Source organism: Aeromonas sp. AE23HZ002T15 (genome assembly GCF_054165525.2).
On record NZ_CM201342.1, the window covers coordinates 3,568,092 to 3,592,613 of the forward strand.

24 protein-coding genes, 1 tRNA gene and 1 other annotated feature are annotated in these 24,522 nt (G+C 62.4%); of the genes, 21 read left to right on the top strand and 4 right to left on the bottom strand.

The window, feature by feature from the left end; genetic code table 11:
* Positions 1-64 precede the first annotated feature (64 nt).
* Positions 65-889: a polyphosphate kinase 2 gene (gene ppk2 / locus ACT5M9_RS16705; protein WP_457980285.1), complete on the bottom strand. Its 825-nt coding sequence runs from the start codon at positions 887-889 to the stop codon at positions 65-67.
* 1,326 nt (positions 890-2,215) lie between these two features.
* Between ppk2 and ACT5M9_RS16710 the strand changes: the two genes are divergently transcribed.
* Positions 2,216-3,502, top strand: coding sequence for a carbohydrate porin (locus ACT5M9_RS16710; protein WP_457980283.1), 1,287 nt, complete (start codon positions 2,216-2,218; stop codon positions 3,500-3,502).
* 124 nt (positions 3,503-3,626) lie between these two features.
* Here ACT5M9_RS16710 and ACT5M9_RS16715 read toward each other — a convergent pair.
* A tRNA-Arg gene (locus tag ACT5M9_RS16715) sits at positions 3,627-3,703 on the bottom strand.
* A 50-nt stretch (positions 3,704-3,753) separates the two neighbouring features.
* Positions 3,754-4,908 (bottom strand): flagellar assembly protein FlgT, encoded by a 1,155-nt coding sequence (locus tag ACT5M9_RS16720; protein ID WP_457980282.1) that lies wholly within the window; start codon positions 4,906-4,908, stop codon positions 3,754-3,756.
* Between the two features lie 279 nt (positions 4,909-5,187).
* Here ACT5M9_RS16720 and ACT5M9_RS16725 point away from each other — a divergent pair, with 279 nt between their 5' ends.
* Together ACT5M9_RS16725 and ACT5M9_RS16730 are read left to right on the top strand one after the other, a co-directional pair.
* Entirely contained in the window at positions 5,188-5,808 is a 621-nt protein-coding gene (locus ACT5M9_RS16725) for a FlgO family outer membrane protein (RefSeq protein ID WP_457980280.1), read from the top strand.
* Between the two features lie 13 nt (positions 5,809-5,821).
* Positions 5,822-6,247: an LPP20 family lipoprotein gene (locus tag ACT5M9_RS16730; protein WP_457980278.1), complete on the top strand. Its 426-nt coding sequence runs from the start codon at positions 5,822-5,824 to the stop codon at positions 6,245-6,247.
* 129 nt (positions 6,248-6,376) lie between these two features.
* Here ACT5M9_RS16730 and pheA read toward each other — a convergent pair whose 3' ends face one another.
* Positions 6,377-7,549: a prephenate dehydratase gene (gene pheA / locus ACT5M9_RS16735; protein ID WP_457980276.1), complete on the bottom strand. Its 1,173-nt coding sequence runs from the start codon at positions 7,547-7,549 to the stop codon at positions 6,377-6,379.
* 38 nt (positions 7,550-7,587) lie between these two features.
* Positions 7,588-7,710: a sequence feature (Phe leader region), on the bottom strand.
* Between the two features lie 184 nt (positions 7,711-7,894).
* Here pheA and ACT5M9_RS16740 point away from each other — a divergent pair.
* The 18 genes from ACT5M9_RS16740 (at position 7,895) to galE (ending at position 24,492) form a co-directional block, all read left to right on the top strand.
* Positions 7,895-8,494: an HAD family hydrolase gene (locus ACT5M9_RS16740; protein ID WP_457980274.1), complete on the top strand. Its 600-nt coding sequence runs from the start codon at positions 7,895-7,897 to the stop codon at positions 8,492-8,494.
* Between the two features lie 126 nt (positions 8,495-8,620).
* Positions 8,621-9,493 carry an adenine nucleotide alpha-hydrolase family protein gene (locus tag ACT5M9_RS16745; protein WP_438550316.1) on the top strand — a complete coding sequence of 291 codons (873 nt, stop codon included), beginning with the start codon at positions 8,621-8,623 and terminating at the stop codon, positions 9,491-9,493.
* Positions 9,494-9,590: 97 nt separating this feature from the next.
* Entirely contained in the window at positions 9,591-10,163 is a 573-nt protein-coding gene (locus ACT5M9_RS16750) for a DUF3157 family protein (protein WP_457980272.1), read from the top strand.
* 326 nt (positions 10,164-10,489) lie between these two features.
* Positions 10,490-11,119 carry an autotransporter gene (locus ACT5M9_RS16755; protein ID WP_438550314.1) on the top strand — a complete coding sequence of 210 codons (630 nt, stop codon included), beginning with the start codon at positions 10,490-10,492 and terminating at the stop codon, positions 11,117-11,119.
* Between the two features lie 154 nt (positions 11,120-11,273).
* Entirely contained in the window at positions 11,274-12,233 is a 960-nt protein-coding gene (locus tag ACT5M9_RS16760) for a YbgA family protein (protein ID WP_457980270.1), read from the top strand.
* Between the two features lie 67 nt (positions 12,234-12,300).
* The gene (locus ACT5M9_RS16765; protein WP_457980268.1) at positions 12,301-13,158 is read left to right on the top strand and encodes a MerR family transcriptional regulator; all 858 of its coding nucleotides are present in this window, start codon (positions 12,301-12,303) and stop codon (positions 13,156-13,158) included.
* Positions 13,155-14,609, top strand: coding sequence for a deoxyribodipyrimidine photo-lyase (phrB, locus tag ACT5M9_RS16770; RefSeq protein ID WP_457980266.1), 1,455 nt, complete (start codon positions 13,155-13,157; stop codon positions 14,607-14,609). The genes ACT5M9_RS16765 and phrB overlap by 4 nt, the downstream gene beginning before the upstream one ends.
* Position 14,610: 1 nt before the next feature.
* Positions 14,611-15,039: a nuclear transport factor 2 family protein gene (locus ACT5M9_RS16775; protein WP_457980264.1), complete on the top strand. Its 429-nt coding sequence runs from the start codon at positions 14,611-14,613 to the stop codon at positions 15,037-15,039.
* Positions 15,036-15,752 carry an SDR family NAD(P)-dependent oxidoreductase gene (locus ACT5M9_RS16780; RefSeq protein WP_457980262.1) on the top strand — a complete coding sequence of 239 codons (717 nt, stop codon included), beginning with the start codon at positions 15,036-15,038 and terminating at the stop codon, positions 15,750-15,752. The genes ACT5M9_RS16775 and ACT5M9_RS16780 overlap by 4 nt, the downstream gene beginning before the upstream one ends.
* A 14-nt stretch (positions 15,753-15,766) precedes the next feature.
* A complete protein-coding gene (locus tag ACT5M9_RS16785) occupies positions 15,767-17,014 on the top strand; it encodes an NAD(P)/FAD-dependent oxidoreductase (RefSeq protein WP_457980260.1) in 1,248 nt (415 codons plus the stop codon).
* Positions 17,011-17,748: a DUF1365 domain-containing protein gene (locus ACT5M9_RS16790; RefSeq protein WP_457980258.1), complete on the top strand. Its 738-nt coding sequence runs from the start codon at positions 17,011-17,013 to the stop codon at positions 17,746-17,748. Before ACT5M9_RS16785 ends, ACT5M9_RS16790 begins: the two co-directional genes overlap by 4 nt.
* On the top strand, positions 17,748-19,004 hold the full coding sequence (locus ACT5M9_RS16795; protein ID WP_457980257.1) for a class I SAM-dependent methyltransferase: 1,257 nt from the start codon (positions 17,748-17,750) through the stop codon (positions 19,002-19,004). The genes ACT5M9_RS16790 and ACT5M9_RS16795 overlap by 1 nt, the downstream gene beginning before the upstream one ends.
* Position 19,005: 1 nt before the next feature.
* Entirely contained in the window at positions 19,006-19,485 is a 480-nt protein-coding gene (locus ACT5M9_RS16800; protein ID WP_457980255.1) for a DUF2878 domain-containing protein, read from the top strand.
* Positions 19,482-19,700 carry a TIGR02450 family Trp-rich protein gene (locus ACT5M9_RS16805; protein ID WP_457980253.1) on the top strand — a complete coding sequence of 73 codons (219 nt, stop codon included), beginning with the start codon at positions 19,482-19,484 and terminating at the stop codon, positions 19,698-19,700. Before ACT5M9_RS16800 ends, ACT5M9_RS16805 begins: the two co-directional genes overlap by 4 nt.
* A 241-nt stretch (positions 19,701-19,941) precedes the next feature.
* Positions 19,942-20,409, top strand: coding sequence for a Dps family protein (locus ACT5M9_RS16810; RefSeq protein WP_100860823.1), 468 nt, complete (start codon positions 19,942-19,944; stop codon positions 20,407-20,409).
* 232 nt (positions 20,410-20,641) lie between these two features.
* The gene (hcp, locus tag ACT5M9_RS16815; protein ID WP_457980251.1) at positions 20,642-22,291 is read left to right on the top strand and encodes a hydroxylamine reductase; all 1,650 of its coding nucleotides are present in this window, start codon (positions 20,642-20,644) and stop codon (positions 22,289-22,291) included.
* Positions 22,292-22,399: 108 nt separating this feature from the next.
* Positions 22,400-23,395, top strand: a complete 996-nt coding sequence (locus ACT5M9_RS16820; protein ID WP_457980249.1) for an FAD-binding oxidoreductase — start codon at positions 22,400-22,402, stop codon at positions 23,393-23,395.
* An 83-nt stretch (positions 23,396-23,478) separates the two neighbouring features.
* On the top strand, positions 23,479-24,492 hold the full coding sequence (gene galE / locus ACT5M9_RS16825) for a UDP-glucose 4-epimerase GalE (protein ID WP_457980247.1): 1,014 nt from the start codon (positions 23,479-23,481) through the stop codon (positions 24,490-24,492).
* Positions 24,493-24,522 lie beyond the last annotated feature (30 nt).

Genomic DNA, 24,522 nt, shown 5'->3' on the forward strand with positions numbered 1-24,522 from the left:
GTAGAGGGGAAACGGGTGACACCGGATAGGGCAAGCCCCTGCATGGGCAGGGGCTTGCCCGGGATCAGAACAGATCGGGCACGTAGCGGAAGGGGTGATCGGTGGGCTTGGCCTTGCCAATCTTGCGCTTGGGCAGCTTGACGTGCTCCACCGGCAGATCCTCGTAGGGGATGTGGGCCAGCAGGTGGGAGATGATGTTGAGGCGCACCTTCTTCTTGTCCTCCGAATGAGCCACGAACCAGGGGGCCCAGGTGGTGTCGGTGGCGGCGAACATGGCATCCCGCGCCTCCGTGTAGTCATCCCAGCGATCGAAGGACTTGATGTCCATGGGGGAGAGCTTCCAGATCTTGCGGCCGTCGTCGATCCTGTCCCGCAAACGGCGCTCCTGCTCCTGTGGCGTGACCTCCAGCCAGTATTTCAGCAAGATGATGCCGGCATCGACCATGGACCACTCCATCTGCGGCGTGCTGGCCAGAAACTTGTCGCTCGCCTCCGGGGTACAGAAGCCCATGATCCGCTCCACCCCGGCCCTGTTGTACCAGCTACGATCGAAGATGACGATCTCGCCGGCGGCGGGCAGCAGGGGTACATAGCGCTGCATGTAGAGCTGGCTCTTCTCCCGTTCCGTGGGGGCGGGCAGGGCCATGACGCGGAACACCCGGGGGCTGACCCGCTCCGTGATGGCCTTGATGACCCCCCCCTTGCCGGCGCCGTCGCGCCCCTCGAAGACGATGCAGACCTTGAGCCCCTTGTGCACCACCCAGCGCTGCAGCTTCACCAGCTCCACGTGCAGGCGGCGCAGCTCCTTCTCGTATTCCTTGGTGCCGAGGGGTTTGTTCTCTTGCGGTGGCGTGACCTGTTCTGCCTTGGCTTTCTTCTTGTTACCCATGATGTTCTTCCTTGGTGCTGGAGTGGTTGAGCGCCGTGATCCATGGACGGCACCGAATACAAGCAACTGATGGGGAGTGTAACCCATTGATGACAGGGTGACAGCGGGCGGGCACTGCGGTGGGATTTGGATCCATAAAAGCCACAAACTACGACGATATTCGTGGGACCCGGCTCTGGGAGCGTGTGGATGGAGCCGCTCTCAATATATTTGAACGACAGCGATAACAGCCTCTTTAGAGGCTATTATTTAAGGTGATGACGTACATCAATTTAAATAACGGGTTTTTAATAAGTGGGGAAAACGGTCTGATAACAGCCGGCTCAATATGAGTCGCGGTGCTTGGCTCACAGGAAGAAGAGCAGTAGCATTGTCAATATATGAGCCTCATTCACCCTGTGTGAATTATCTTTGTTCAGTCACGATTCAATTAAGAATGGATTCAGCTTTAACAATTTCTTAATTCAGTGCCAATTCAGTTTGAAAGTTTTTGGTATTAAATTTAATGTCAGCTTGAGTCCGCTTTAATAAATCAGGGATGGAATTGTGTGAGCCCGACAGCAAAAAACAATCCGGCTTATGTAATCCTATACCTCCCTTGATATAGTTCGCTTCACTCAAGAGGGGTTCCCTTTTACAGATTGATGTCCGAATTGAATGCCATGGGTTGACGCCATCTTCTACCGGTACGCTGGTGTCGGGAATGGTCAAGTTTGCGAGTAACCCACTGCTCAGATGCTGTGTGGATCTAGCTCTCGCGCGTTCCGCTGCCTGCCGGGTTGGAGAAGAGGCAGCATGCCAACCTGATACAGGTTCGCCATATGGATATTGCCGCGCCTTGCGTGAGCCAATAGCACCGTTATTAATACATAGCCATGGGACTATTTTTATTCCACGCTTGTTAAAAAGGACAGCCATTACGCCGATTTAAATACGGTTAAGCCAGCCTGATATTTGCACATTTTATATTGAGGATTCATCACAATAGCTAGCTGCTTGTTGCGGCACTCCCGTGGGCGTATTTATCACCGCTCGGCATGCTTGGTACAGCTTGCATTAATGTTTTTGCACCGAGTGTTAATGCACTGAAAATAAATATCTCTCTCGCAACACAAGAGTGCTTATTAACGCGCTTATATGTCTGGCTTGGCAGAATAACCTCTGGTCAAGCGGTTATATCGGGTGATGTTTGAGCATAGTCACGCCCATGTTTTTATTTCCTCCGGCACAAAGAAGTGCCGGGTTTAACCGGTCATGGAATCGACTCAGCGAGGCACTGATTGCCTTCGGTGTTTCCCAATCAATCGATGTAATAAGGAAGAAATAATGAAAACCAAGTGGCTCCCAATTGCAGTCGCCGTCGTGTCGGCCCTCTCCGCCCAGGCCGCCGTCTCTGCCGAAGCGGCCGGTTTTGACTACTACGGTTATTTCCGCTCCGGGGTGGGGACGGGTGACGACGGCTCCATGAAAGATGCCGTGGGTGGCAGCTTCCAGAAGAACAAGCTGGGCCGTCTGGGTAACGAATTCGATACCTATGCGGAAGTCGGTTTTGGCAAGGAGCTCAAGAGCGACGACTCCAAGTCGGTCTATATCCAGACCATGTTCAACATGTACGACGGGGACACCAACAGCAACATGGGTGACTCCAACTTCGGTTGGGAAAACCTGAACATGCAGCTACGCAACTTCATGGGGATGGGGGAGACCTCCTGGGTCGGTATTCGCCAGTACAAGAAAGACTTCGTCATCGACTCAAATGACTTCTTCTACTGGAACCAGACCAACGTCGGGGGCGGTATCGAAGACATGCAGCTGGGTCAGGGCAAGCTCTCCGTGGCGGCGCTGCACCGTGACATCGCGGACACCTACAACAACAGTGTGGGAGAACCGATTGAAGACATGATCGATTCCAATCAGCTGGACTTGCTCTACACCAATCTGCCCCTGTGGGACGGCGCGACCCTGGCCATGGGTTACAAGTTCCTGAAAGCCGATGCGACCGCCGAGCAGATCGACGCGGACCAGGGCAACCATGACTATGCCGATGGCCATGCCGTGATGCTGGAGCTGAATCAGTCCCTGCTGGGGACGGGTTGGAACAAGACTACCCTCCAGTACTACGCCGACGGCTCAGCCCTGCAGGGCGTCCTGTTCGGTGCGGCTGACACCCTGAACGGCACCGTCGAGAGCGGTAACGGCTTCGCCATCCGCAACTACGGCAATATACCGCTGGGGGCTGACTGGGATCTGAGCCACGCCATCAACTACGCCGAGGCGAACGACATCAAGCAGTGGGATGGGGTCGAGGGGGATGTCACTGCCTTCGCCATGAATGCCAAGGTGACCTACCACTGGAGCGACATCACCCGCACCTATGTGGAAGCCGGTTACTTTGATGACGAGAAGACAGAGAACGGTGATCAGGGTTCCCGCAGCGGCTCTAAGTACACGCTCGCCCAGGCCTTCTCCCTCGGCCGTGGCGAGCCTGAGCTGCGGGTCTTCGCCAGCTACTTGGACAGCGACAACAGCGATTGGGATGGCTCCCACTCCTTCGACAACGGCACCGCCGACGACACCTGGACCGTCGGCCTGCAAGCCAACGTCTGGTGGTAAGGGTATCGACAGGATCAATAGCTGACATCAGTGCTCTGCCCAGAGCAGAGCACTGAAAATGGCAGGAAAACCGGGATAAAAAAGAAGGGGTTGGCACCTGATGATGCCAACCCCTTGTCTTGTATGGTGTTCCCGACTGGAGTCGAACCAGTGGCCTGTCCCTTAGGAGGGGACCGCTCTATCCTGCTGAGCTACGGGAACCTGATGGCGGGCATTATACAAGAAGCCGCCCGCTTTTAAACCCTTGATTCCTATTCCAATACAGCCAAATCGCCGACCTGGATGTTAAATGGCGAATATTTGTTCTGACTGCTGATGACGGCGCCATCCTCGAATACCTGCACCACCTCGAACAGACCGTCCGCCGGGTTGCGCATGACCCGGGACTTGCCGTAGGGATCGACGAAGTCGGCGCTGTGCTGGACGCGGAACTGATCCCCGAGCTTGACCCCGTTGCGCCGACCCAGGTTGATGTGGGGGCCGCGCTCGTGTTGACCGACGATGCGGGCGGTGACCTGGGCGCAGGAGAGCTCGGCGATGATGTCGCGGGCCGCCTCCTGCAACTGGTAGTTCACCTCCTGGCCGTAGCTCGACTGCCAGAACTGGCCGCTGTTGCTGCCGACCTGATCCCGCTTGGAGAAGGTCCATTCGGCACGGCCCTTGTACTCCTTGCGGCCGAGCAGGCTGCCGTTGATGCCGTCGAACAGGTAGAGCTGCATGCGAAAGTTGCGGATGGGATCCTTGTACCAGCGGGTCAGCTCATTGCCCTGGGGTTCGAGGGAGAGATCGTCGATGCTGCCGAGCACCAGATACTGGCTGTCGGTGCGAAGGCTCAGGGCCTTGATCTCCTCCAGCACGCTGCGATCCCCCTGCTGCAGGTGCAGGGGGTCGATGCGCAGGTTCTCGTCCAGCCACTGGCGGGCCACGACCCCCTGAGGGGCCGCGGCCAGGGTCTCGAACAGCTGGCGAGACAGGTCGGCGGGCATGTCGTCGAGGGCGCCCGGGCTCGCCTGATCCGGGTAGCGCATCCGCAAGCGTACCAACGTCAAATCCTTGGCGTAGTGCTGGGTCTGGCAGAGCTGGCGCTCCGCCAGGATGTCGGCCTGCACAGTGATGTACATGCGGCCATTGCGCACCTCTTCCCGCTTGAGCCGATACTGACGGATGTCGCCGCCGGAGCGGATCTGGATCTGTTCGGCCCGCAGGCTGCCATTTTCCAGCCGCTGGATGCTGGAGACGGAGGCGCCGCTCGCCAGCAGCGCCTGGCGCAGGGCATCCCGGGTCGCCTGCTCGCGGGCATAGGCCTCGTCACCGCCTATGATGGCGGCGCTGCCCTGGGCCTCGATGATCTCGGCCCGGGCCGACAGGGTGGCCAGCAGCAGGGTTAACAGCAGCACAACTCTCATATCAGACACCTTGAATAAAACGGATCACGTCGAACCTGGGCCGGGGGCGCAGGGCCGACCGAGAGCCCGCACCGGCGGGCCTATGTCATTGCCTGAAATAAAAGCAAGATCCATGCCTCATTATCCGTGGTGCCTGCCTTGTCCAGGCCTGGGCCGTCTTGGACCCGGTTTCGGGATCCGCCAGCGAGGATCCTGCCCGATCCTCGGCGCAATTCGGACCTCAAGTGTTGGCCGCCGCGACCGATAACAGAGTCAGGTGTAGATACAGGAAAGGTATCCATGAACAGATTTATCACGGCGCTGGCGATCACGCTGGCGCTGACCGGCTGCGGTACTGCCGACCCCATCAACCGGGATCAGGGCGATCCCAGGCAGGCGGCCAAGGGGATGGAGCTCAACTGGCTGGTGGCGCGCATGACCGATCAGCTGATGGAGCGCAAGTCCCTCACCACCCTGAGCGAACCCATCGCCGTCGCCTCCTTCGTCGATCTCGACACCCTGAAGGACACCAACTGGATGGGCCTGCAGATCGAGGAGAGCTTCATCTACGAGCTGAACCGGCGTGGGGAAGTGGTGGTGGACTTCAAGACCACGGGCAGCATCCAGGTGACCCCCAGTGGCGACTTCGTGATGAGCCGCAACTACCGGGATCTCTCCGCCCGCCTGCCCATCTCCCGCATCCTGACCGGCACCTTCAGCCGCAATTCCCAGGGGATACTGGTCAACGCCCGCATCATAGACCTGCGCACCAAGATGGTGGAGACCACGGCCCAGAGCCTGATCCCGCAACAATACCTGTCCGGTGCCAGCAACTCGTTTGGCCGGGCATCGGTCAACCGGGGCTACCTGATGCGGGGGGGCCAGAGCCCGTCCGGCCATCTGGTCAACCTGACTCCCTGATGAGGAACCTTCGATGAAAATCCTGTTTGGCTGCCTGATGGCGATGTTTTTGACTGCCTGTAGCGGGAATCGGGTCGTGAACTACGATGTGGCGCAGAAACCGGACGAGTTTCCTGTGCTCAAAGCGGTCGGCTATGCGGTGATCGACATCCAGCCGGGCCCCTCCCAGTCCGAGAAGATGCTGCAGGCCATCCGGGCCTCCAAGATGGATGCCTACCGGGAGCTGGCGGAGCAGCTCAACGGCCAGCAGGTACGGGCGAACAGCAGCTACAAGGATCTGACCCAGACTGCCAACTCCCTGGACGTATCGGTGGCCGGCGTGGTGCGCGGTGCCCGTGTGGTGGCGACCTATCCCCGTGGCAACACCTATGCCACCGAGATGGAGCTCGACACCCGCAATCTCTATAGCCTCAACCAGCTGATGGCGGGTCAGTTCTGACAAGCGGATCCATCGGTTTGTCCAGGCCGTGACAGAGGCTCTGGTGGGCAAAGAGGCAATAAAAAGGCGAACCTGAGGTTCGCCTTTTTATTTGTGCTCGGGGCCGTTGCGCAGCCCATGGGGCCCGGGTTATTTCCCCATCAGCACAGGCGGCACCGTGGTCGGTTTGACGTCTTCGCTCGGGTAGCAGCCCAGCACCTTGATGTAGCGGGTGATGGCGGTCAGCTCCAGCAGGGCGGCCTGCATCTCCGGATTCTGCAGGTTGGCGGAGACATCCAGGTAGAACATCTCCTCCCAGGGGTTGCCCTGCACCGGACGGGATTCCAGCTTGGTCATGTTGATGTCATGGCTGCGCAGCACCAGCAGGGCCTCCACCAGGGAGCCGGGCTTCTGGGAGGTGGACATGATGAGGGTGGTCTTGGCCGGGATCTGGGACGCCACGTCGATGGGCTTGCGCGCCACCACGATGAAGCGGCTGTAGTTCTCCTTCTGGTTCGCGAGCTGCTCGGCCAGCACATCCAGGCCGTACAATTCGCCACCGGCGGCGCTGCCGATGGCGGCGGCCTCCGGGCTCCCCAGCTCCTTGACCTTCATCATGGCGCTGGAGGAGGAGTCGCAGATCTCGTGGCGAGCTCCGTCCAGCTTGCTCAGGTAGTGGGAGCACTGCTGGAACACCTGGGGATGGGCGTAGAAGGTCTTGATGTGGGACAGCTCGGTCGGCACCGCCGTCAGGATGCAGTGCTCTATGGGGTAGGTCAGCTCACCGACGATGGAGAGTGTGGTGTGCTGCATCACGTCGTACACCTCGTTGATGGAGCCCGAGCTGGTGTTCTCGATGGGCAGCACCCCGAAGGCGGCACGGCCAGACTCCACGCTGTCCAGCACCTCGCGGAAGTTCTGGCAGTTCACCTCGATCACCTGATCCTTGTAGCGCGCCAGGTACTTGCGGGCCGCGAGGCTGGAGTAGGAACCGCGCGGGCCCAGGTAGGCGACGCTGGTCATGGGCTCCTGTTGCTCAGGGTTCAGCAGGCTCTGCAGATAGGCCTGCTGGGAGAGCACAGAGTCTTCGATGATGGTGTGGTAGATGCGGGTGATGTATTGGGCATCCAGGGCGAGGGGGCGCCCCTTCTGGATGAGGGCCACCAGCAGATCCTGTTCGCGCTGGGTGTCGCGGATGGGACGGGGATTGGCCTGCTTGGCCCGGGCCACCTCGATGCTGAGGGCCTTGCGCTTGGCCAGCAGGGCGAGCAGCTCCTCATCCAACTGGGTAATGTCCTGTCTGATCTCGTCGAGCGTAGCCATTGTGGTTCCCTATCCAAGTATTCGGTGATGGTGAATGCAAAAAAAAGCCTCCGCTAGGGGAGGCTCGATTCGTCTTTGTTTTCTGTTCATGCGACGACAGGGCCTTCCCTCATATGGGCCGGATAAACGAGAAAACGAAGAAGAATGGTGTGTGCATGGGCTTGTCCTTGAGGTAACGCCATAAGCATTAAGGGATTTGGCGGTGCGATGCAAGTAAAACTTGCCCGGGCTCCGCGTTGGAGGCAGGGTAGGGAACCAGGGATCGGGGCAGTATCGGCGCCGTACCGGTCCCTTTGCAACATCCGATTTCATCGGTGCCCTATACCGAACGCAGGAGGTGAGACGATGGCGATTATCTTCGATCTGGGACGAGTGGTGGTGAGCTGGGATCCGGTGGCCATAGTGCGCTCCGTGATGGGCCCCGTGGATGCCGAGCTGCTGGCCGAGCGGCTGTTCAACCACCCGGACTGGCTGGAGGTGGACAGGGGCACCCTGTCGCTGCACACCATGGCGCGCCAGGCCGAGGCGCGCACTGGGCTCTCTGCGGCGCAAAACCTTGCCATCCTGCAGGCGGTGCCCGCCTCCCTACTGCCGGATCCCGCCGTGGTGCGCCTCATCGAGGAGCTGCACGGCGCCGGTCACGCCCTCTATGCGCTCTCCAACATGGGTCATGCCAGCATCGACTGGCTGGAGCAGCATCAGCCGTTCTGGCGCTTCTTCAGCGGCAAGGTGGTGTCGGCGCGGGTGCGCATGATGAAGCCGGAGCCGGACATCTACCGCTACCTGCTGGTGTCGTTTGATCTCAGGGCCGAGGATTGCCTGTTTATCGATGACAGCCCGGCCAATGTCAGGGCCGCCGAGGCGCTCGGTCTGCGCGGTCTGGTCTTTACCGACGCAAAGATGTGCCGCGACCACATGATTGAGCAGAAATTATTGCCGGCATGAGGTGGCGAGTGGGTCTTGTCGCGGTGCGTTCTCCTAGCATAAAAAGCATTACCGATAAACCTTTTGGAAATAAAAAACGGTTTTATCCTTATTCTTTAAGGGTCTATTCAGCTTTCTAACAACAAAATGGCATCCAATTCATCATCCGGAGTTGTTGTAATGGATGCCAATGTTGTCGTGCTGAATCGGGGATACGATCAGACCTTTCAGGCCAGGGAGCAGCGCATCATCGAGACGCTGGCCGGCCATGATGAGCTGCTTGTCTCCTTCTCGGGCCGACTGGCATCTTGCTACAGCATGGAGCTGTGCCGGGCCAGCGGGGCCCGCATTCGGGCCATCACCCTGGACAGCCCGACCCTCAGCCGCCAGGCGGTGTCACGGGCCAAGCGCTATTGCCGTCATTACGGCATCGAGCAGAAGGTGATCAAGACCGACGAGATCCTCATCTGCAACTATCCCGGCCACTTTGGCAAGGTGCTCGACCCCATTCGCTACGTCTGCCAGCTGACGGCGCTGGAGAGCAACTGGGGCCACCAGCCCATACTGCTGCCCGCCTCCGCCGAGGAGCAGCGCTGTTATCTGCAGCGCTTCGACAGCCTGCCGACCAACACCCTCTGGTGCTTCGCCGAGCAGGGCATGACGGACCGGGATTTTCGCTACGGCTTTCACAAGCGACAGCTGGATCTCTGGGGCAAGGGGGGCAATGGCTGCCTGAGCAGCCGCTTCCCCGACCCCGTCACCCTGGACAGGCGTCACCTGCGCATGGTGGACATGGCCGAGCAGATGCTGAGCGACATGGGGCTGGAGGAGGCGCAGGTCTTCTTCCACACCCTGGCGGACAGGGTCACCACCCTGGCCAGAGTGCAGGTGCCCCAGCGGTTGCGAGCCCGGGTCTTCGACATGCAGAGCAGCATACTTCACGCCCTCAAGAGCACGGATTTCGATCTGGTGACCCTGGACATGGTATCGGCGGAAGAGCCGCTGTTGATGGCGACCTGAGCGGGTGGCGGGGATGATGACAACGTGAGTCGAGTCATAGGCAAGTCGGGGCCAACTCTTTATACTTGCCCATCCTATTCCTAGCGAGCACTCGCCCATGAAGCCCCTGTCCCGACTGCTGATCGTCCTCAGCCTCTCCCCCCTGCTGGCACAGGCCGCCCCCCTGACCCAGGTGACCCTGCCGGATGGGCGCCAGATCCAGCTCAACGATGACTACACCTGGGAATATCTGCTGGTCAAGCCGGCGGCCCCGGCCGAGTTGACGACGGGAGCCAAGGGCGCATCGGCCGCGGCCGTGGTGGCGGCCCCCGTGCTGACCGAACAGGCCCTGAGCAACCCGGAGCTGCTCTCCCAGGCGACCCGGGACGGCATCACCGTCAAGCTGGAGCTGGTGGAAGGGGATGATCCCCTGCAGCTGCATTTCAAGCTGAGCAACAGCGGCACCCGCAACGTGGTGCGGGTCAATGGCAGCGTCACCCTGTTCAGCGAGCAGGGCACCCAGCTGGGCACTCAGGAGGTCCGTTTCTGGGCCGGTGAGAACCGCCTGCCGGAGTCCTATCTGCGCAAAGGGGAGCAGCGCCCCTCCCGCGCCATCGAGGTGGCGCGCCCCGCCGGGCTGCACAGCAAGCCGCTGGTACGGGTGCAGATCGATGAGGTGGAATTCCGCTAAGGGCCTCCCTCATTGACCGCTGGTTCGCGCTTTTATAGCGATATCGACCACGGAAAAGGAACTGATGCCGATAAACCGCGGTCACAGTGTCACCCTCAGGCCGGGGAGAGCGACTCCCGGCGCCTGAATAGGGTCTGCACTGCGATGAACCAAGGGGGCCGCCGGCCCCCTTGTTCGTGGATTGTTGCTCCGGTAACTGACTGCAATATTTGCTTACATCTGCAATGCTTTGGCAACAGCTTGCCGCTCGGCACCACAGGCTTTGCCCGTCACAATGACCCCATACCAGTTAGCGCATCGCTAGCTCAACAAATGGAGTCAATCTCATGCAAAAAGTCGCACTCTCAATCCTGGTTCTGGCCGGTCTCTCTTCCACCTCCGTCATGGCGCAGGATGCATTCAGCTACGCCAAGGGCGCCGCCACCTGGGCTCACACCAAGTCCGACTTCGTCGGTGGCAAGGACAGCAACAACCGTGATTTCGGCGGCCTGAGCCTGGATCTGTCCAAGAGCTTCGGTTCCAACTTCTACGGTCGTCTGGGCTCTGAGTACACCTCCCGCAACAGCGGCAACGACAGCATGGGCATCAGCAGCCTGGGTGTGGGTGTGTTCACCCCCCTCAGCACCGGTCTGAACCTGTACGGTGAAACCGGCCTGATGGGATACAGCATGGAGCGCGAGCTGGCCAGCAATGTGAACGACTCCGGTTGGGACAACATCACCCGCAAGCAGAGCGGCAGCCTGTACGGGGAAGTGGGCCTGCGTTATGACATCGGCGCGGTCGAGCTCTCCACCGCCTACCGCTACGCCAACATGACCGACGACATGCACGATTTCAAAGTGGGCGGTGCCTACAAGCTGACCCAGAACCTGGCGCTGACCGCCGACTACACCTACCGCCACTGGGATCTGCAGCAGGGTTCCATCTCCAGCCTGGGTGTGAAGTACAGCTTCTAATCTTCCTTCCTGTAGTAGTGTCTTGGTTTTTGCCCATGGTTTCGGCCATGGGCTTTCTTGTTTGTCCGCTTTTTTCTCTCGTTTAACCTTGTACAACTTTACCTATCTTGTACAACTGCTATAACTGATCCAATAGTTATACGCAGGTGCATCTATGTACAAGATCAAGGTCGGGATCAGCGCCTGTCTGCTCGGTCAGGCGGTCCGCTTCGATGGGGGTCACAAGTACTCCCACTTCTGCGAGCGCGAGCTCGGTGCCCACTTTGACTTTCACCCCGTCTGCCCAGAGATGGCCATCGGCCTCGGCGCACCCCGCGCCGCCATCCGCCTGGTGAGGCGAGACGGGGAGGTGCGGGCCCAGAGCCGGGACGGCGCGCTGGACGTGACCGAGCGGCTCATCGCCTTCAGCGAGCAGCAGGCCGGGCGCCTCGATTTTCTCTCAGGCTACATCCTCTGTGCCAAGTCCCCGAGTTGCGGCATGGAGCGGGTGCGCGTCTATGCCGTCAATGACAGGGCGCCGGGTGGGGAGGGGGGCGCCAAGGAGGGAGTTGGCCTGTTTGCCCAGGCCCTGATGGCGGCCAACCCCCTGCTGCCGGTGGAAGAGGATGGCCGCCTGTGCGACCCCGTGCTGCGGGAGAACTTCGTGCTGCGGGTCTTCGCCTACCACGACTGGCAGGAGCTCTGTGCCTCTGGTCTCAGCGCCGCCAGCCTCACCGGCTTTCACGCCCGTTACAAGTATCTGGTGCTCTCCCACGCCACCCGCCATTACCGGGCCCTCGGCCGCCTGCTGGGGGGGCTGGGGCGGGAACCCCTGGACGAGATCGCGCAGCGCTATATCCAGGGGCTGATGGAGGCCTTGCGTCTGCGGGCCAACCGGCGCGGCCACACCAATGTGCTGATGCACCTGCAGGGTTACTTCAAGCGGGTGCTGACCCCCTCCCAGAAGCAGGAGTTGTGCGAGCTCATCGACAAATACCGCCTCGGCCTGGTGCCCCTGCTGGTGCCTCTGACCCTGTTGCGTCATCACCTGCGGGAGCATCCGAACCCCTATCTGGCCCGGCAGGTCTACCTCAACCCACATCCGGAATCACTCAGGCTTCGATATGGCCTGTGAACGGCGGGCGCCCCATGGCCACCGGCCCAGCGCCTGACCCCGGTCTCTCTCATTGAACGGACGATTCATGCAACAACAGAACGATGACAAGGGGCTATACCCCATCCGCGAAGTCGCTCGCCTGACCGGGGTCAACCCCATCACCCTGCGGGCCTGGCAGCGGCGCTATGGCCTGGTGCAACCCGCCCGCACCGAGAAGGGTCACCGCCTCTACAGCGAGCAGGACATCCGCCAGATAGGCGAGATCCTGAGCTGGCTGGAGCGGGGAGTCAGCATAGGTCAGGTCAAGGGGCTGCTGAGCGAGCCCCATCGCCCCCTGGCCGGGGATCACTGGCTGCAGACCCTGCAGCAATGTGGGGAGATCATGCTCGCCTTCAACCAGCGCAAGGCGGAGGCGCAGCTTCAGGATCTGCTCAGCAGCTACCCCTTCGAGCTGGTGCGCGAGCGGGTGTTGCAGCCCCTGCAGGCGCAACTGCTCGGCCTGTGGCGCGAACGCCCCGATGGGGAGTGGCTGCAGCGCTACTGGCTTGGCTGGTTGCAGGCTCACTTCGCCCGCCATCTCATCGAGCAGGAGAAGGGAACCCCCATCTGTCTGGCGAGCTGGGGCCAGGTCGGCCCCCTCGATCTGCTTTGGTACGCCTATGAGCTGATCAATCAAGGGTATGAGGTGCAGCTGATCGGCCCTTGTGACCCCAGGGGGGCCACCCTGCTGGCCGGACGGGTGCCGGATGACTGGCGGGTGCTCTTGGGAGTGGGGCTTGGCAAGGGGGAACTGGCTGAGCCCTGGCCGGCGTCCTGCCAGCTGTTCGGCCCCCTGGGCACCCTCTATGAGCCGGACTGGCTCTTCGCGCACTCCTGGTCGCCCACCCTGCGCCCCCTCGCCGGGCCGGACTCCGGGCGCGGTGAGCGCGGGAGGCAGCCATGAGGCTGGTCTGGTTTAGAAACGATCTGCGGCTGGCGGACAACCCGGCCCTGCGCCATGCCTGTGCCACTCCTGGCGATACGGGCGGAGAGGAGGGCGAGGGAGGCGGGGTCGCCGCGCTCTTCGTCATCAGCCCGGCCCAGTGGCGGGCGCACAAGATGGCCCCCATCCGCCAGCGCTTCCTGCTGGCCCAGGTCGATGTCCTCGGCCACGAGCTGGCGGCGCTGGGCATCCGCCTGCACCTGCTGCGGGTCGAGACATTCGCGGAGGTGCCGGCCGAGATCGGTGCCCTGGCGACCCGGCTCGGGGTACGCCAGCTCCATGCCAATCAGGCCATAGAGCTCGACGAGCAGCGCCGGGATCTGGCGGTGAGTCAGGCGTTGCAAGGGCAGGGAGTCCAGAGCCACTGGTTCAACGGCTGCTGCGTGCTGCCCCCGGGGCGGGTGCTGACCGGTAGCCAGGAGATGTTCAAGGTGTTCACCCCCTACAGCCGGGCCTGGCTCAAGGCCCTGGAGGAGGATGGCTTCGTCATCCATCGCGCCCCGGCGGCGCGGGGCGCCCCCTTGCCCTGGACACCGCTGGCCGAGACCGGTCTGGTGGAGGAAACGGGGCGAGAGGCCGAGGAGGCGGCGCGCTGGCCTGTGGGGGAGGCCGAAGCCCAGCGTCGCCTGCACGCCTTCCTGGACGAGGATCTGCTCGACTATGGGGAGGCGAGGGACTTCCCGGCACGCAGGGGGACCTCGGTGCTCTCCCCCTATCTGGCGGCGGGGATCCTCAGCCCGCGCCAGTGCGTGGCGGCCCTGCAGCAGAAGCTCGGCTACCGACCCCAGTCCAGGGCGCAGCCGGGGTTTGTCTGGCTGAACGAGCTCATCTGGCGGGAGTTTTATCGCCACCTGCTGATGCTGGTGCCGAGCCTCTCCATGAACCTGCCGTTCAAGGCCGAGACCCGGGCCCTGCCCTGGGGCTGGGATCCGGCGGCGCTTGCGGCCTGGAGCGAGGGGCGTACCGGCTATCCCATCGTCGATGCGGCCATGCGTTGCCTCAATGCCACCGGCTGGATGCACAACCGGCTGCGGATGATAGTGGCGAGCTTTCTCACCAAGGATCTGCACCTGCACTGGCGGCTCGGGGAGGATTACTTCATGAGCCGGCTGGTGGACGGGGATCTCGCCGCCAACAACGGCGGCTGGCAGTGGGCGGCGGGCACGGGCGCGGATGCGGCCCCCTATTTTCGGGTGTTCAACCCCACCACCCAGGGCCAGCGCTTTGATCCGGACGGGGAGTTCATCCGTACCTGGGTGACAGAGCTCGCGGATGTGCCGACCCCTCAGTTGCACAGGCCCCACGAGTGGTTGCTGCAGCATGCTCGATATGATTACCCGGCTCCCATGGTGGATCATGCCGCTGCACGGATAAGAGCCATCGAGATGTTCCGGGAACTGGAGAGAAAATAGGATGAACGAACCGCTGGCCCACTTCATCGTCCTCTACCTGCAGCTCGACAGGCAGCAGCTGCATCGGCTGCCGGAGATCTATGCGGAACAGGTGGTGTTCATGGATCCGGCCCACCGGATCGAGGGGCTGGCGGCCCTCACGAGCTATTTCGCCTCCCTCTATCAGCGGCTCGATCACTGCCGCTTCGAGATAGTGAGCCAGCAACAACAAGGCAACGAGGCCTGGCTCAGCTGGATCATGACCTTCGCCCATCCACGCCTCGCCGGCGGCAAGCCGGTGCGGGTGGAGGGGGCGACCCGGCTGCAGTTCGACCCCTGGGGCAAGGTATGCCTGCATCGGGACTACTTCGATCTCGGCGCCATGCTGTACGAACAGCTGCCCCTGCTGGGGCCCCTCATCCGCGCCATCCGCGCAAGGCTGGGCGCATGAGCGGCCGGGTGCTGATCACGGGGGCGAGCTCGGGCCTAGGCCGCGCACTGGCCCTTGCCTACCGGCAGGCGGGCTGGCAGGTGTGGGGCTGCGGTCGTGACGCTGGGCGGCTGGCCGAACTCGCGGTTGCTGGCGTCACCCCGCTGCGCTTCGATGCCCGCGATGGCAGCGCCACCGCCGCGGCGGCTGTTGGCTTGCCCCCCCAGGATCTGCTGATCCTCAACGCGGGGGGCTGCGAATACATCAGGGATGCCCACCATTTCGATGGCGCCCTCTTTGCCCGGGTCATCGAGACCAATCTGGTGGCCACCGGCCACGCCCTAGCCGCCTTCTTGCCCCTGCTCGGCAAGGGCTCGCGGCTGGCCATAGTCGGCTCGGCGGTGAGCTGGCTGCCTCTGCCCCAGGCCGAGGCTTATGGCGCCTCCAAGGCGGGGCTCGACTATCTGGCGGCCAGCCTGCGCCTCGACCTGCGGGGGATCGGCATAGGGGTGACCCTGATCCGGCCCGGCTTTATCGATACCCCATTGACCGCCCGCAACCACTTTCCCATGCCCTGCCTGCTGCCGGTCGATGAGGCGGCGCGGCAGATCATGAAGGGGCTGGCAGCCGGTCGGGATCAGATCCACTTCCCGCTTCGTTTCATAGGGTTGCTGCGCCTGCTTGGGGCGCTTCCCGTGGGCATCTGGCTGCGCCTTGCCCGCCATCTCACTTAGCAAGGATGCCGAGCATGAAGAGAAGGATCGCCATCGTGGGGTCGGGGATCTCCGGGTTGACCGCAGGCTATCTGCTGCACCAACACCATGAGATCACCCTGTTTGAGGCGGCCCCCGTGCTGGGAGGGCACACGGCCACCGTGGACATTAGCCAGGGGGGACGCCATCACGCCATCGACACCGGCTTCATCGTGTTCAACGATAGAACCTATCCCCACTTCCTGAAGCTGCTGGCAAGGATAGGGGTGGCCCGCCAACCCACCGAGATGAGTTTCTCGGTCAAGAGCGAGGGGCTCGAGTACAACGGCCACTCCCTCGACAGCCTGTTTGCCCAGCGCGGCAACCTGGTGAGGCCGCGCTTCTATCGCTTCATCGCCGAGATCCTGCGCTTCAACCGGGCGGCCCGCCGCTGGCTGGCCCAAGAACCCCAGAAGCTCGATCCGACCCTGGGGGCCTTCCTGCAAGAGGGGGGCTTTAGCGACTACTTCGCCCGCCACTACATCCTGCCCATGGGGGCGGCCATCTGGTCATCCACCCTGGCGGACATGCGGGGCTTTCCCCTCGGCTTCTTCCTGCGCTTCTTCGAGCATCACGGCCTGCTCAGCGTCACCAATCGTCCCCAGTGGTACGTGATCCCGGGGGGATCGCGCGAGTACATAGCCCCTCTCACGGCGGGCTGGCAGAGCGGGATCCGGCTGGCCTGCCCGGTACAGGGGATCCGGCGGCAGGGGGAGGGGGTGCGGGTCTGCAGCCAACATGGGGAGGAGCAGTTCGATGAGGTGATCCTCGCCTGCCACAGCGATCAGTCGCTGGCCCTGCTCACCGATGCCAGCGAGCAGGAGCGGCAGATCCTCGGCGACATCGCCTATCAGGCCAACGCGGTCTGGTTGCACACGGATGTGGGCAGCCTGCCCAGCCGGCGCAAGGCCTGGGCCAGCTGGAACTATCGGCTCGATGACGATGAGCAGGCCAGGCCCCTGGTCACCTACAACATGAACATACTGCAGGGGTTGCAGGGGTCGACCCCCTTCTGTGTCAGCCTCAATCCCGCCGGCAGGGTGGATGAGCGCAAGGTGCTGCGCCGTTTCGTCTACCACCACCCCGTGTTTAACGGGACCGCGCTCGCGGCGCAGAGGCGGCGCCACCAGATCTGCGGGCAGCGCCATACCCACTTCTGCGGCGCTTACTGGTACAACGGCTTTCACGAGGACGGGGTGCGCAGCGCCCTGGATGTGGCCAAGCGCTTCGGTGCCAGGTTATGAGCTCGGCCCTCATCAGCGCCATCTGGCAGGGTTCGGTGCGCCATCGCCGCTTCGCGCCACGCCCCCACGCCTTCGCCTACCCGCTCTTCATGCTGGGGCTGGATCTGGACGAGTTGCCGGGCTTGCGGCTGGGGGGCTGGCTCGGGGTCGAGCGGGCCGGGCTGCTCTCATTTCGGCGAGCCGATTACCTGAGAGGCAGCGGGGGCTCCCTCAAGCAGGCGGTGTGGGACAAGGTGGCAGCCCTCGGCGGAGAGCAGGGGGAGGGGCGGGTGCTGCTGCTCGGCAATGTGCGCTGCCTCGGCTTCTACTTCAGCCCGGTCAATTTCTACTTCTGCTATCAGGGCAGCGATGCCCGTTACCTGCTGGCGGAGGTCTCCAACACCCCCTGGAACGAGCGCCATTATTACCTGCTGGACTTGGCGGCCCTGGTGCCCCACGACAAGGATTTCCACGTCTCCCCCTTCATGGTGCTGGCCATGCGCTATCACTGGCGTATCCGCCCACCGAGGGAAGAGACCCTGATCCACATCGAGAGCCATCCCCAGAGCGGTGAGCCCAAGCTGTTCGACGCGACCCTGGCATTGACCCGGGCGCCGCTCTCCCGCCATGGGCTCTGTGCCCTGCTGCTGCGCTGGCCCTGGATGACCATGCGGGTGTTGCTCGGCATCTATTGGCAGGCGCTGAGGCTGTTTATCAAACGGACCCCGCTGTTCACTCACCCGGAGACTCACTAATGGAACTGGTGCAATCCACGACATCTCTCTCCCTGCCGGACCGCTGGGCGCGGCAACTGGTGATCAGGTTGCTCGGCCACCTGCAACAGGGCCAGCTGTCACTGCGTGACGGGGAGGCGACCTTGACCTTCGGGGTGGCGGGTTCGGATCTGCAGGCCGAGGTGAGGGTACTGGATCCCGCCTTCTACCGGCGCCTGCTGCTGGGGGGCAGCATAGCGGCGGGGGAGACCTGGGTGGAGGGGCTCTGGACTAGTCCGGAGCCGGTCACCCTGGTGCGGCTGCTGGCCCGCAACATGGCGCTGCTCGACCGGCTGGAACGGCGCTTTGGCTGGCTCAGTCTGCCGCTCAACAAGCTGCGTCACTGGAGCAGCCGCAATACTCAGGCGGGTTCGCGGGCCAACATCGCAGCTCATTATGATCTCGGCAACCGCCTCTATCAGGGCTTTCTCGACAGCCACATGCAGTACTCCAGCGCCCTCTACCCGGCGGACGATGCCACCCTGGAGGAGGGGCAGCAGGCCAAGCTCAGAACCATCTGCGAGCGATTGGCGCTGGGGCCGGACGATCACCTGCTGGAGATTGGCACCGGCTGGGGCGGGCTCGCCATCTACGCCGCCCGCCACTATGGCTGCCGGGTCACCACTACCACCATCTCCCAGGCCCAGCACGATCACGCCAGGGAGTGGATCGCGGCGGCCGGACTCGAGGATCGCATCACTCTGCTGCTGGAGGATTATCGCAAGCTGGAGGGGCGCTACGACAAGTTGGTCTCCATCGAGATGATAGAGGCGGTGGGCCATGCCTTCCTGCCGGGCTACTTCAGGCAGCTGTCACGCCTGCTAAAACCCGGTGGCCGATTGCTGATCCAGGCCATCACCATCGCCGATCAGCGTCACGGCCAGTATGTGCGCGGCGTCGATTTCATCCAGCGCTACATCTTCCCCGGTGGCTGCCTGCCGAGCGTCGCCCAGATGGCCGGCCTGCTGGCCCGGGAGACCGACATGCAGCTGGTGAGGCTGCACGATCACGGCCATCACTACGCCCGCACCCTGGCCCACTGGTGCGAGCGTTTCCTGGCGCTGGCCCCCGAGCTGCTGAGGCTGGGTTACAGCCAGGACTTCATCCGGCTCTGGCACTTCTACTTCGCCTATTGCGAGGGGGGATTTAGGGAGCGGGCCATCAGCTTGGTGCAACTGGAGGCGGCTAAGCCCGGCCCGGATGGCTGGTCTGGGGATGGCCCAGTGAGCCGGCGCTGAGATGTGGCCCTGGGCCCAGTTGCTCGGGTTCAACCTCTACTGGTGGCTGGCGGTGACATGGCAGCAGCCGGTGCCATTGCTGATGCTGCTGGGGCTACATCTACTTTGCTCGCCGGATGCCTGCGGGGATCTGCGACTATGGCCGCTGGCTCTGGCGGGCTGCCTGCTGGATGGCTTGCTCTGGCAGCTTGGCATGTTTCGCTTCGATCAGGGGTTTCCCCTCTGGCTGGGACTGCTGTGGTTCGGATTTGCATTGACCCTAGGCCAGGGGCTGCGCTGGTTGCTGGCCTTGCACCGCTGGCAGCAGGGAGTGCTCGGCATGGTGGGGGGAGCCGGTTCCTATGTGGCGGGAGCGGCCATGGGATCAGTACACTTGTCTTGGGGCATCGGGATCAGCGCCCTCGTCCTCGCGCTGATCTGGATGTGGTGGTTACCCGTACTGCTGTGGGTAATGGTCAAGCTGGAGGGTGAGCCAAGATGAGCACCTTTTCGACCGACACGCTGCTGTTTTCGAAGTGGACCAGGGAGGGCCAGCAAGGGCCGAATGCCCACTTCTACCTGGTGGTCTCCTGTCAGCGGGATGCGCAGGGCCAGCTGGCTCGCGTGGTGCTGCAGGATATCAATACCCTGCAGGAACAGGAGCTGGATTGCCATGAACTGGCAGACGCTGCTCGCTGGCACATGGGTTGGAATTAGCCTGCTGCTGGCAGGCTCCCTGGCCCCGGTGCCAGCGAATGATGGGGTCCAGGCATCGTCACCTCCCTGGCTGCAACTGTTCGCGACCCTGTGGCCGGGCGTGAGTACTCGCTCGTTGCCCCAGAACCTCTATCGATAGGCATTCACTATGGATAAACAAGGGAAAGTCGATTGTCCTTTGAGTCTGTGCGGGGATATCCTAGCCCTGTTCCCGAATTTGATGCCCACCTGGAGGTGAATGATGAAGAGCCCAATCGGTCTTGATACCGTTCAATCACAAGCCCTGGCCGCCGAGCTGAACAAGTTGCTGGCCAGCTACCAGATCCTCTACATGAACGTCCGTGGTTTCCACTGGAATATCCGCGGCAACCAGTTCTTCGAGCTGCACCTGAAGTTCGAGGAGATCTACAACGACCTGCTGCTGAAAGTCGATGCTTTGGCCGAGCGCATCCTGACACTGGACGGCGTGCCCATGCACAGCTTCAGCGACTACCTGAAGGTCTCCGCCATTCCCGAGCAGAAGGGGTTGCACGACGGCCGTGCCTGCGTCGAATCCCTGCTGGACAGCTTCCGCGAGCTGCTGGTGGCACAACGCCGCATCCTGGGGCAGGCCGCCGAGGCCGGTGACGAGGGCACAGCCTCCATCCTGTCTGACTATGTTCAGCAGCAGGAAAAACTGGTCTGGATGCTGCGCGCTTACCTGGCCTGATAGTTTGAACAGGGGGAAGCAGTGCGTCTATCCGGCTTGCTTCCCCGCCACCCTAACCCTGAGTTGTCTCTCCTTTTATACACCCAGTTGCCGCCCTTTCGGGCGGCTTTTTTGTTTTTGATCTGCATCAATGAAACTTTAATTGGTAAATTGAATGTCTATTAAGTTCTGAACCAGAAGCATAGAATCGCCACAAAACAAGCAACTGAAATGTCCAATTAGGAGAGGCATGATGTTTTGTGTGCAATGTGAACAGACAATTCGTACCCCGGCAGGCAATGGCTGCGCTTACGCACAAGGCATGTGCGGCAAGACGGCGGAAACCTCGGATCTGCAGGATGTGTTGATCTATGCCCTGCAGGGCCTCAGCGCCTGGGCCCTGGCGGCCCGCGAGCACAACATCGTCGATGACGAGATCGACGCCTTCGTGCCCAAGGCCTTCTTCGCCACCCTCACCAACGTCAACTTCGACTCCGCCCGCATCGTGGCTTATGTGAACCAGACCCTGGCCTACCGCCAGCAGCTGGCGGCCAAGCTGGCCCCCCTGGCCGTGCAGCTGAGCGATCTGCCCGCCGCCGCCCGCTTCGAACCCGGTAGCGAGCTGCTGGAGCAGCTGGCCCACGCCCCCCAGACCGCGGTCAATCGCGGCAAGAGCGAGGTCAACGAAGATATCATGGGGCTGCGTCTGCTATGTCTCTACGGCCTCAAGGGCGCCGCCGCCTATATGGAACACGCCCGGGTACTGGATCAGCAAGATGCCGAGGTGGCTGCTGAATTCCACCGCATCATGAGCTGGCTCGGCACGGATCCCAGCGATATGGATCCCCTGTTCAAGTGTGCCATGGACATCGGCCTACTCAATTTCAAGATCATGGAGATGCTGGATCTCGGCGAGACCAGTGCCTTCGGCCATCCGGAACCGACCCAGGTGCGCGTCACCCCGGTGCCGGGCAAGTGCATCCTGGTTTCCGGCCACGACATGGTGGATCTCAAGCTCATTCTGGAACAGACCGCCGGCACCGGCATCCATGTCTACACCCACGGCGAGATGCTGCCGGCCCTGGCCTATCCCTTCTTCAAGCAGTACCCGCACCTGGTGGGCAACTATGGCTCCGCCTGGCAGAACCAGCAGAAGGAGTTCGCGAACTTCCCGGGCGCCGTGGTGATGACCTCCAACTGCATCATAGATCCCAACGTGGGCAACTATAGCGATCGCATCTTCACCCGCTCCATCGTCGGCTGGCCGGGCGTGACTCACCTGGAAGGGGAGGGCTTCTCCGCCGTTATCGCCAAGGCGCAGGCGCTGGAAGGCTTCAAGCACGTTGAGCTCGAGCACTTTATCACCATCGGCTTCGCCCGCAACGCCCTGATGCAGGCTGCCCCTGCCGTGATCGACAAGGTCAAGGCCGGCGAGATCGGCCACTTCTTCCTGGTCGGTGGCTGTGACGGTGACCGTGCCGAGCGCGCCTACTACACCGAGTTTGCCAAGGCGATCCCGCAGGACAGCCTGCTGCTGACCCTGGGCTGCGGCAAGTACAAGTTCAACAAGCTCGATTTTGGCGACATCGGCGGCATCCCTCGTCTGCTGGACGTGGGCCAGTGCAACGATGCCTACTCCGCCATCCAGCTCGCCCTGGCCCTGGCCGAAGCGTTCGAGTGCGGCGTCAACGATCTGCCCCTGACCCTGGTGCTCTCCTGGTTCGAGCAGAAGGCCATCGTCATCCTGCTCACCCTGCTGGCGCTCGGTGTGAAGGATATTCGCACCGGCCCGACGGCGCCCGCCTTCCTGACCCCGGCCCTGCTCAAGGTGCTGGAGGAGCAGTTTGGTCTCAAGGGAACCACGACCGCAGAGGCCGATCTCGCCGAGATCCTAGCGGCCTGATCTGGAATCTTTCCAGCCAGATACATTCAGCATGTTGTAAGCCTTTGGCGAGCCGATTGGCTCGCCTTTTTTTCAAGAAGATCGCTATCAGACAAGAGGAGCCTTGCGATGACCTCCACCTCTTCCACCCTCAGATGCATCGGTCGCCGGGCGGACACCCACGATGTGGCGAGCTGGCAGTTCGCACCGCTGACGGGCACGCTGCCCCCCGTGCTGGCGGGCCAGTGCGTGACGCTGCACACGATAATCGACGGTCAGCCCCAGTGCCGTGCCTATACCCTCTCCTCCAGCCCGCAGGATGGGTTCTGGCAGGCGACCATCAAGGACGTGGGCCTGGTCTCCCATCACCTGCACCAGAGCCTGCAGGTGGGGGACGAGATCCGGGTCGACGGCCCCTTCGGCGACTTCAACCTGAGTGCGCTCCCCTGCGAGCGGCCGCTGCTCTTGAGCGCCGGTTCCGGCATCACCCCCATGTGGGCCATGTTGCGGGACGAGCTCGCCAAGCGGCCGGATGCGGATATCCGTTTCATCCACAGTGCCCGCTCACCGGAGGACGTGATCTTCGCCGCCGAGCTGGCTGCCCTGGCCGAGGCGCACACTGGCGTGCGCAGCGCCCTGGTGCTGGAACAGGCCCCGGCGACTCATCCCTGGGTCGGGCGCCTCACGCCGGACATGCTGAAGGAATTGGCGCCTGACCTCCTGAGCCGCCACGTCTACCTGTGCGGGCCGGCCCCCTATATGGCGGCGGTGAGCACCATGCTGACGGAGCTGGGGTTGCCTGCCGATCAGTTGCATCAGGAGTCGTTCGGACTGCCTGCTGCGGTGCCGGTTGCAGCCGGCAGCGACCACTTCTGGCTGACCCTGAAGAAGAGCGGCAAGAAGGTGAAGATCTTGCCGGGTCAGACCCTGCTGGCGGCGCTGGAGGGGGCGGGGGAGACCATGATGGCGGCCTGCCGCGCCGGGGTGTGTGGCGCCTGCCGCTGCACTACCACGGGCGAGATAGAGCGTCAGAGCGTGATGACGCTGAGTGCTCAGGATCTCGAGAATGGGGTCGCCCTGGCCTGCTCCTGCACCGCCAAGGGGGATATCAGCCTGGATTATTGATGGTGTCATCAGAGCCTCTTGCTTTTCTCGCATCGGCCCGGCGGGTACACTCAGCCCAGTTTCATCAGAACACGGGATTAGACATGACAATATTGGTCACAGGCGGCGCCGGTTATATCGGCTCCCATACTCTGGTCGAACTGCTGGACGCCGGTCAGCGCGTGGTGGTGCTGGACAACCTCTCCAACGCCTCGCCAGAGTCCCTCAAGCGGGTCGAGCGGATCACCGGCCAGGCGGTCACCTTCGTCGAGGGGGACATACTGGACAGGGCCTGTCTGCAGCGCCTGTTTGCCGAGCACAGGATAGAGTCTGTCATTCACTTCGCCGGCCTCAAGGCGGTGGGGGAGTCCAGCCAGATCCCGCTCACCTACTATCAGAACAACGTGACCGGCACCCTGGTGCTGTGCGAGGAGATGGCCAAGGCGGGCGTGTTCCGGCTGGTGTTCAGCTCGTCTGCCACCGTCTACGGCGATCCCGCCTCCGTGCCCCTGCGGGAAGATTTCCCCACCGGTGCCACCAACCCCTATGGCCGCTCCAAGCTGATAGTGGAAGAGATCCTGCGGGACCTCTCCAAGTCCGACCCACGCTGGGCTATCGTATTGCTGCGCTACTTCAACCCGGTCGGCGCGCACCAGAGCGGCCTCATCGGTGAGGATCCCAACGGTATCCCCAACAACCTGCTGCCCTATATCAGTCAGGTCGGGGTGGGCAAACTCAAGGAGTTGGGGGTGTTTGGGGATGACTACCCGACGCCGGACGGCACTGGGGTGCGCGACTACATCCATGTGGTGGATCTCGCCATCGGCCACCTGAAGGCACTCAAACGCATCGAGAGCGACACCGGCGTGTTCACCTACAACCTGGGTACCGGCCAGGGTTACTCAGTGCTGGAGATGGTCAAGGCGTTCGAGGCGGCCAGCGGTCGCCCCATTCCTTATCGGATCAAGCCCCGCCGCCCCGGCGACATCGCCGAGTGCTGGGCCGAGCCGACCCTGGCCCGGGACGAGCTGGGCTGGCAGGCAGAGCGGGGGCTGGAGCAGATGATGGCCGACACCTGGCGCTGGCAAAGCCAGAATCCGAACGGTTATCAGGCCTAAGCGGCCAGGCCGCAGATAGCAAAACGCCCC

Excerpts from the sequence above, each read along its gene's own strand:
- ppk2 (WP_457980285.1), bottom strand. The coding sequence starts at position 889 with ATGGGTAACAAGAAGAAAGCCAAGGCAGAACAGGTCACGCCACCGCAA.
- ACT5M9_RS16710 (WP_457980283.1), top strand. The coding sequence starts at position 2,216 with ATGAAAACCAAGTGGCTCCCAATTGCAGTCGCCGTCGTGTCGGCCCTC.
- ACT5M9_RS16720 (WP_457980282.1), bottom strand. The coding sequence starts at position 4,908 with ATGAGAGTTGTGCTGCTGTTAACCCTGCTGCTGGCCACCCTGTCGGCC.
- ACT5M9_RS16725 (WP_457980280.1), top strand. The coding sequence starts at position 5,188 with ATGAACAGATTTATCACGGCGCTGGCGATCACGCTGGCGCTGACCGGC.
- ACT5M9_RS16730 (WP_457980278.1), top strand. The coding sequence starts at position 5,822 with ATGAAAATCCTGTTTGGCTGCCTGATGGCGATGTTTTTGACTGCCTGT.
- pheA (WP_457980276.1), bottom strand. The coding sequence starts at position 7,549 with ATGGCTACGCTCGACGAGATCAGACAGGACATTACCCAGTTGGATGAG.
- ACT5M9_RS16740 (WP_457980274.1), top strand. The coding sequence starts at position 7,895 with ATGGCGATTATCTTCGATCTGGGACGAGTGGTGGTGAGCTGGGATCCG.
- ACT5M9_RS16745 (WP_438550316.1), top strand. The coding sequence starts at position 8,621 with ATGGCATCCAATTCATCATCCGGAGTTGTTGTAATGGATGCCAATGTT.
- ACT5M9_RS16750 (WP_457980272.1), top strand. The coding sequence starts at position 9,591 with ATGAAGCCCCTGTCCCGACTGCTGATCGTCCTCAGCCTCTCCCCCCTG.
- ACT5M9_RS16755 (WP_438550314.1), top strand. The coding sequence starts at position 10,490 with ATGCAAAAAGTCGCACTCTCAATCCTGGTTCTGGCCGGTCTCTCTTCC.
- ACT5M9_RS16760 (WP_457980270.1), top strand. The coding sequence starts at position 11,274 with ATGTACAAGATCAAGGTCGGGATCAGCGCCTGTCTGCTCGGTCAGGCG.
- ACT5M9_RS16765 (WP_457980268.1), top strand. The coding sequence starts at position 12,301 with ATGCAACAACAGAACGATGACAAGGGGCTATACCCCATCCGCGAAGTC.
- phrB (WP_457980266.1), top strand. The coding sequence starts at position 13,155 with ATGAGGCTGGTCTGGTTTAGAAACGATCTGCGGCTGGCGGACAACCCG.
- ACT5M9_RS16775 (WP_457980264.1), top strand. The coding sequence starts at position 14,611 with ATGAACGAACCGCTGGCCCACTTCATCGTCCTCTACCTGCAGCTCGAC.
- ACT5M9_RS16780 (WP_457980262.1), top strand. The coding sequence starts at position 15,036 with ATGAGCGGCCGGGTGCTGATCACGGGGGCGAGCTCGGGCCTAGGCCGC.
- ACT5M9_RS16785 (WP_457980260.1), top strand. The coding sequence starts at position 15,767 with ATGAAGAGAAGGATCGCCATCGTGGGGTCGGGGATCTCCGGGTTGACC.
- ACT5M9_RS16790 (WP_457980258.1), top strand. The coding sequence starts at position 17,011 with ATGAGCTCGGCCCTCATCAGCGCCATCTGGCAGGGTTCGGTGCGCCAT.
- ACT5M9_RS16795 (WP_457980257.1), top strand. The coding sequence starts at position 17,748 with ATGGAACTGGTGCAATCCACGACATCTCTCTCCCTGCCGGACCGCTGG.
- ACT5M9_RS16800 (WP_457980255.1), top strand. The coding sequence starts at position 19,006 with ATGTGGCCCTGGGCCCAGTTGCTCGGGTTCAACCTCTACTGGTGGCTG.
- ACT5M9_RS16805 (WP_457980253.1), top strand. The coding sequence starts at position 19,482 with ATGAGCACCTTTTCGACCGACACGCTGCTGTTTTCGAAGTGGACCAGG.
- ACT5M9_RS16810 (WP_100860823.1), top strand. The coding sequence starts at position 19,942 with ATGAAGAGCCCAATCGGTCTTGATACCGTTCAATCACAAGCCCTGGCC.
- hcp (WP_457980251.1), top strand. The coding sequence starts at position 20,642 with ATGTTTTGTGTGCAATGTGAACAGACAATTCGTACCCCGGCAGGCAAT.
- ACT5M9_RS16820 (WP_457980249.1), top strand. The coding sequence starts at position 22,400 with ATGACCTCCACCTCTTCCACCCTCAGATGCATCGGTCGCCGGGCGGAC.
- galE (WP_457980247.1), top strand. The coding sequence starts at position 23,479 with ATGACAATATTGGTCACAGGCGGCGCCGGTTATATCGGCTCCCATACT.